6 protein-coding genes and 1 pseudogene are annotated in these 6552 nt (G+C 61.2%); 5 read left to right on the top strand and 2 right to left on the bottom strand.

Features of this window, described 5'->3' with window-relative positions; genetic code table 11:
• Both NKK47_RS26715 and NKK47_RS26710 read left to right on the top strand, forming a co-directional pair.
• On the top strand, positions 1-434 hold a 434-nt coding region (locus NKK47_RS26715), incomplete at its 5' end, for a protein-L-isoaspartate O-methyltransferase family protein (protein WP_352578848.1).
• 288 nt (positions 435-722) lie between these two features.
• A pseudogene (locus NKK47_RS26710) lies at positions 723-1040 on the top strand (TIM44-like domain-containing protein); the annotation flags it as partial.
• Between the two features lie 392 nt (positions 1041-1432).
• Here NKK47_RS26710 and NKK47_RS26705 read toward each other — a convergent pair.
• Entirely contained in the window at positions 1433-1864 is a 432-nt protein-coding gene (locus NKK47_RS26705) for an AI-2E family transporter (RefSeq protein ID WP_352578847.1), read from the bottom strand.
• Between the two features lie 17 nt (positions 1865-1881).
• Between NKK47_RS26705 and NKK47_RS26700 the strand changes: the two genes are divergently transcribed.
• The gene (locus NKK47_RS26700; protein ID WP_352578846.1) at positions 1882-2052 is read left to right on the top strand and encodes a nitrilase-related carbon-nitrogen hydrolase; all 171 of its coding nucleotides are present in this window, start codon (positions 1882-1884) and stop codon (positions 2050-2052) included.
• Complete coding sequence (locus NKK47_RS26695; protein WP_352578845.1) at positions 2052-2189, top strand: hypothetical protein; 138 nt, start codon at positions 2052-2054, stop codon at positions 2187-2189. Before NKK47_RS26700 ends, NKK47_RS26695 begins: the two co-directional genes overlap by 1 nt.
• A gap of 96 nt (positions 2190-2285) precedes the next feature.
• On the opposite strand, the gene tssH is transcribed toward NKK47_RS26695, so the two are convergent.
• A complete protein-coding gene (gene tssH / locus NKK47_RS26690) occupies positions 2286-5036 on the bottom strand; it encodes a type VI secretion system ATPase TssH (RefSeq protein WP_352578844.1) in 2751 nt (916 codons plus the stop codon).
• Between the two features lie 336 nt (positions 5037-5372).
• Between tssH and tssA the strand changes: the two genes are divergently transcribed.
• Positions 5373-6551, top strand: a complete 1179-nt coding sequence (gene tssA, locus NKK47_RS26685) for a type VI secretion system protein TssA (protein WP_352578843.1) — start codon at positions 5373-5375, stop codon at positions 6549-6551.
• The last annotated feature ends 1 nt before the right edge of the window (position 6552 follow it).

The raw sequence follows: 6552 nt of genomic DNA, 5'->3' as shown, positions 1-6552 counted from the left end.
TCGCTCTCATGACCGATCTCATTGCGCCGCAACCGCACGAGGCGGTGCTCGAGATCGGCACCGGCCTGGGCTATCAAACCGCAATTCTCGCGGAACTCGCCGGGCAGGTTTGGAGCGTCGAAATCATCGAGGAATTCGCAAGCCGTGCGGAGGCTCTCCTGCAGGAGCTAAGCTTATCCAATGTCGGCATTCGTGTCGGAGACGGGTCGCGCGGCTGGCCCGAGCACGCCCCATTCGACAAGATCCTGGTCACGGCGGCGGCTGAGCAGACACCGCCGGCTTTTCTGAAGCAACTCAAGCCGGGAGGACGGCTGGTTCTGCCTTTGGGACCTAAAGAAGCACAGTTTCTGACTGTCATCGCCAAGGATGCGGCGGGGCAGCTCGAGACCCGGAAACTCATCCCGGTTCGGTTCAGCCGGCTCGAAACCGTCTAGTGAGGTGCGACAACTGGCGCGACCGCGCTTTTCCGACCGTCAATCTACCTCATTCAAACAGACGAGGACAGTAGGCCATCCTGCCTCTACCATAGGTGGTCCTTCTGTCGAACTCGTACGGGAGCAATCATTGCACGTTGTGCGGAAATTGAAGCAACACGCAAACACTGTTGCAGTTCATACACTCGCATCCCGTAGGGGGGACATTCTCGAAGGACGATTGGGGTAACAACGATTTTCTCGGTGTTACCGCAAGAATTTACAAACCCATTCCGTGATATGCCGCCAAAGGCGTTCGGGCGTGAGGACCATGCTGCATTGCGCCGGTTGGTGACGCCCGAGATGGTGTCCTATCTGTCCGAGGAGCTTGCCGACAATGCCAAAAAGGGCGTCAGGAACGACGTGTCGGAGGTCAGCCTGTTGGAGGCCGATATTGCGGAAAGCTGGCGGGAGGGTGATCGCGACTACCCGACGGCCGCTTTGCGCTATGAGTCTCGCGACGTGACCCGCGATCGCATCAGTGGCAAGATCGTTGAGGGCCAGGCCGATCAGCCGACGGAGACAACCGAACTGTGCACCTTTACGCGGCAGAACGGCGGTGACTAGAAGCTTGCCGCAATACAGCAGCCTGGCTGATGTGCTTGCCTGATTGAATGTCTGCCAGGAGACTGGTTCACTATTGGCTTGAAGGCCAGTCAGCCGAGGTGAATCCCGCCCTATCGGCCCAGCGGCAGCTTCGAAGTCGAAAGCAGTTCGGCCTCGTCCATCACTCCGGCCATGTAATTTGCTAGGATGCGATGCGAGCGCTTCATGCATGCTCGGATTGACAGTCACCCTTGAGCCCATCGAATACCCGGCCCAGAAGCGCCAGCTCGGATGGATTGAAAATACCGCAGTCTGGGCTGTTCGATGGATCGGCATGACCAATTCTCCGTCTCGATGTTCTCAGCCGAACGATAGAATCCGCCCCTCCAAGATTGCATTAACCTTTGCTAAGATCATGCTGGATAGCCACAGAAAAACGCCCGCCACGTGGAATAAGGGCACCGCGTGGCGCCGCGGATGCCACCGCCGCACTGTGAGCCAGCTTGGTCGAGCAGGTGAGAGGCCCTTGGAGAGTGGGGCGCGAGCCAACAAGCCTCCGACGTGCTTGGATAAGTCACGGCGAGGACCCACGGCTGTTGATAGCTTGCGGACTGGTGCGGTAACTCGGTAAGGCGCGTCGGCGCCGCCTCGAGCTGGTCGGTCAACCGATTCTTCAGCACGTCAAGGAGGCTGATGGTGATGGCGATCACCACGGGGCCGAGGACAAGGCCGGATGCACCGAACAAGACAATGCCGCCGACTGACCCAATAAAGGCCACCATGGTGTGGAGGCGCAACCTGTTCCCGACAAGCATCGGATAGCAGCCATTGTGATCGTCGAGCATGGCGGCCTCGCATCGGTATGCTCATCTGTTACGATGTCGAATTTCCTGAAAATGTGCGGCGGCTGGCGCTCGCCGGCTCCAATCTCATCGCCGTGCCGCCGGCCTTGCCCGCAACCGACCATGCCGAACTCATTGCCCGCAAGATGATTCCTGTCCGTGCTTTCGAGAACCAACTCTTCATCGCCTAGTGAACCATTGCAGCGCGGACGACCTTTTCTGCTATGCCGGGCTGTCGGCGATCACCGCTCCCGACGGCACCCTTCTGGCCGCTGCCGACAGGGCCGAGGCATTGCTTGTCGCCGACATACTGCCGGACGAGCAGTAATTAGACCCGCTTCGCTTACTAGCAGGTGGTGTTGGCTTGCTGCCGGATGAGCGACGCCACAGCTGACGAAAGGAGCCGCCCCTAATATCCGCGCTCTTATTCGAACGAATAGGTAAACCCTTGGGCTGAGGCGCCAACCGTCACCTTCGTCATCTTTTCACCAGCGAGCGACCGGTTCAGCACGCCGCGGCTCAGTTCCGGAAGAAGCGTGTTGGTCAGAATTGCGTCAATCATCCTGCCGCCCGATTCGATTTCCGTGCAGCGGGCCTTGACCAGATCCATGACACCGTCGCCGATTACCAATTCCGCATCGTTGGTCGCACGCAGCCGGCGAGCTATCTTGGCGAACTGGTGACGGGTGATCGCTTCGATCATCGAATCCGAAAGCGGAAAGTAGGGGATGGTCACCACCCGGCCGAGAAAGGCCGCGGGGAAGACTTTCAGCAATGGGCTGCGTAACGCGGCGTCCAGTTCGTCGAGCCCTGCCCGGACCGCACCATTCCGTGTCCGGTCCATGATCACTTCTGAGCCGACATTCGACGTGAGAAGGATCAGCGTGTTCTTGAAATCGATGCGTCTACCTTCACTGTCGTCCATCATCCCTTTATCAAAGACCTGGAAGAAGATTTCGTGCACGTCCGGGTGCGCCTTCTCGACCTCGTCGAGCAGGATCACCGAATAGGGTTTGCGTCGCACCGCCTCGGTGAGAATTCCTCCCTTGCCGTAGCCGACATAGCCGGGCGGCGCGCCCTTCAAGGTAGAGACCGTATGCGCCTCCTGGAATTCAGACATGTTGATCGAGATCAGGTTCTGCTCTCCGCCGTAAAGCGTTTCGGCCAGTGCCAAGGCGGTTTCGGTCTTGCCGACGCCCGAAGGGCCGCAGAGCAGGAATACACCCACCGGCTTTTCCGGAGCGCCGAGACCGGCGCGGCTGGTCTGCACGCGCTTGGCGATCATCTCCATGGCGTGATCCTGTCCGACAACGCGCTCGGACAGAGTGGCCGCGAGCCGCAGCGCCTTCTCGGTCTGACTCGACAGCATCCGCCCCGTCGGGATGCCCGTCCAGTCCTGGACCACGGCCGCCACGGCGTTGCGGTCGACCGATGGCAGGATCAGCGGTGTTTCGCCTTGCGCCTCGGCCAGTTCGCTCATCAGTTCGCGCAGCCGAGCGAGATCGGCAGCCGGATCGGGAGGAGAAGTACCGCCTCCCGCCGGAATCTTCGTCCCGGCGTTGGACCGTTCGGTCTCCGGCAGGTCCACGCTCTCTGTCTCAGTGGCGGCCTCCTGCCCTTTCACGGCATCGAGCGGCACGCCGTCGCCGCGCAGCCTGGCGCGCAGTTCGAGTATCTCGGCAACCAGCGCCTTTTCGCGCTCCCAGCGCTGTTGCGCGGCTGCTAGCGTGCGTTCGGTCTCGGCAAGCCCAGCCTCGACCCGTGCCTGCCGCTCAGCCACCTCGATGCCGATTGCAGCCTCGCGGCCGATGATGCCGCGCTCGACCTCCAGCGCCTGGCGACGGCGCATGATGTCCTCGACCTCGGCGGGCGTGGCGTGCTGCGATACGGCGACGCGCGCGCAGGCGGTGTCGAGAAGGCTGACCGCCTTGTCCGGCAACTGCCGCGCCGGGATGTAGCGATGCGACAGGGCGACCGCCGCGTCGATCGCCTCGTCCAATATCTGCACCTCATGGTGCTGTTCCAGGACGCCGGCCACCCCGCGCAACATGAGAATGGCCACCCCTTCCGACGGCTCGTCGATCTTTACCACCTGGAAGCGGCGGGTCAGCGCCGGGTCTTTCTCGATGTGCTGTTTGTATTCCGCCCACGTCGTAGCCGCTATCGTGCGAAGCTCGCCGCGCGCCAACGCCGGTTTGAGCAGATTGGCAGCGTCGCCGGTTCCGGCAGCACCACCGGCGCCTATCAGGGTATGGGCTTCGTCGATGAAGAGGATGACCGGCGCCTCGGACGATTGAACCTCGTCGATTACAGCCTTCAGCCGCTTTTCGAATTCACCTTTTACGCTTGCGCCTGCCTGCATCAATCCGACGTCGAGCATGCGCACGCTCACTCCCTGCAGTGGGGGCGGCACATCGCCTTTGGCGATGCGCAGAGCAAAACCCTCCACGACTGCAGTCTTGCCGACGCCCGCCTCGCCGGTCAGGATCGGATTGTTCTGGCGGCGTCGCATCAATATGTCGACAATCTGCCTGATCTCCGGATCGCGGCCGACGACCGGGTCGATCTTTCCGTCGCGGGCGCGCTGGGTCAGGTCGGTGGCATATTTGGCCAGTGCCGAATCCCCGCCCGAAGCCCGCCGCGGCGCCTCTGTCGCGGTGACCGTTGGCGCAGCGCCGGCTTCGAGTGAGCCCTCCGTAACATCGGCGAAGCGCGCCACGACGGCGTCGGCGTCGATCTTGTCGAACTCGCCGCTGATCTTCGACAGCAGGCCTTCCAGCACCGGTGTCTTCAGGCAAGCAAGCAGAACATGCGCGCTGCGGACCTCCTCCACGCCGAATTCCAGTGTTGCCAGATTCCAGGCCTCCTGGATGGCGTGGAAGATATGGTCGGAAAACTCTTCGATCGAGGTTGCGCCATAAGGCAGCTTGTCCACCGCACGCGTCATATCGGCCGTAAGTCGGCTCGCATCCAGTCCCGCATCGGCGATCATCATTTGCACATCCGAGCGGTCGGAGAGCACCAACTGCTCGATGAAGTGGACGAGTTCGACGTAAGGATTGCCGCGCAGTTTGGCACTGTCGGCCGCTGCCTTGAAGGCGCGCAACCCTAGAGGATTGAGCTTTCCGACCAGTTCCTTGCGCTTGAAACTCTGCGATGACCGGCGCTGTTCCATCGAAGTGCTCCTGCACTCTGCAAGTCGATAACCTGCCACATAAGCAGCCGCTTGACAAAGTACAGGATGAACAAAGGTTTCGATCCCCGATTATGCGGGCTCCCATCATTGGTGGAAGATCCTGCGTCGCCGGCTGCAAACAACCACGAGCCTGACATCCCAGGCACGACATTTCCGGTCCAGGGCTCGGCAATCACGCCTTTCGGATTCCACAATCAAGACAAGGCTGCATTAGCTTTTGTTAATTTTTTCCGCACTCGCTGAATTGTGGAAAAGCGCAACCGTGTGATAACGTAGGAGCAGGTCGGCCTCAGGGCCGGTGACTGGGGGATCGGTGTGATCGACGTCGCACTCTGGCTTGCTCCGCTCGACGGTGAAATTCCGTCGGGAGAGGATTTGCGTAACGATCCGGCGTTTCACGAACTGGAGCGCCTGACGGAGCCCCAGGTCAAGGTTGTCCATGACGGCAACAACAGGCCGGTCTCGCAAAGCACCATTCCCGTCGACTGGCCAGCAGTGCTCACCAAGGCCGAGGCATTGCGCGCGCGTGGTCGCGACCTGCGCCTGATTGTCATTGTCACACGCGCACTGGCCAACGAGCAGGGACTGGCCGGCTTGGCGCAGGGTCTGACGCTTATTGGGCGGACATTCGACCAGCATTGGGAATCCATGCACCCGGCGCTGCGGCCCAACACGTCGCCTCGCGAGGCCGCCTTGCGCCGCATCAACGCGCTGCTCGATCTTCAAAACGGTCAGGACGGGCTGCTGGCCAACCTGCGTCAAATGACTTTCTTTGCGCCACGCTCGATCGGGCCGATCAGCGGACGCGACCTGGAACACGCTGCACTCGACGACCGCGTCATGCTGCAAGAAGCAGCGTCAGGATTGAATGCGGCCGAAAAGGCAGCGCTTGTCAGTGCGCACGGACAACTGTTGAACCGGGTTCGTGCCGGGTGCGCGGCACAGGCGGATCAAGCCAATGAGGAAATGCAGTCGCTCATCGCCGATGCGCGCGCGGCGGTCGCGGCACTGGATACGGTCGAGACAGCCCTCAATGCTCGCCTTGAAGGCAGCGGCGGGACCACCATTCCGGAATTAAAACGGTTCCTGCAGCGTTTGCTGACAACCCTCGAGCGCAACTCGGCTGCCGGCGCGATGGCGAATGGCTCGGCAAAGCCGTCCCCTTTGCCTGCAGAACCGGTAATGCCTGCCCGAAACGGTCATGGAGCCGATACAATGGCAAGTGTGGCTAGCTACGCGGACTCGAGCACCGGACTCCCCGACCGGATTTCTTCGCGCGACGACGTGGTGAAATGCCTGGACCTCGTCGTCGCCTTCTATGACCGTACCGAACCGTCGAGCCCGATTCCCCACCTCGCCCGCCGTGTGCGCCGGATGGTGCATATGGATTTTGTTGAACTGATGGAAGACCTCGCCCCGTCGGGACTGAAGGAGTTCCGGCTTCTTGCCGGCGTTCCCGATGCCAAGAAGACGGCTCAGAAGGATGAAAGGTAGC

Origin of the sequence: Mesorhizobium sp. M0019 (assembly GCF_040323975.1) — a bacterium.
Taxonomy (GTDB): Bacteria; Pseudomonadota; Alphaproteobacteria; order Rhizobiales; family Rhizobiaceae; genus Mesorhizobium.
This window is presented reverse-complemented; position numbering and strand designations above follow the sequence as displayed.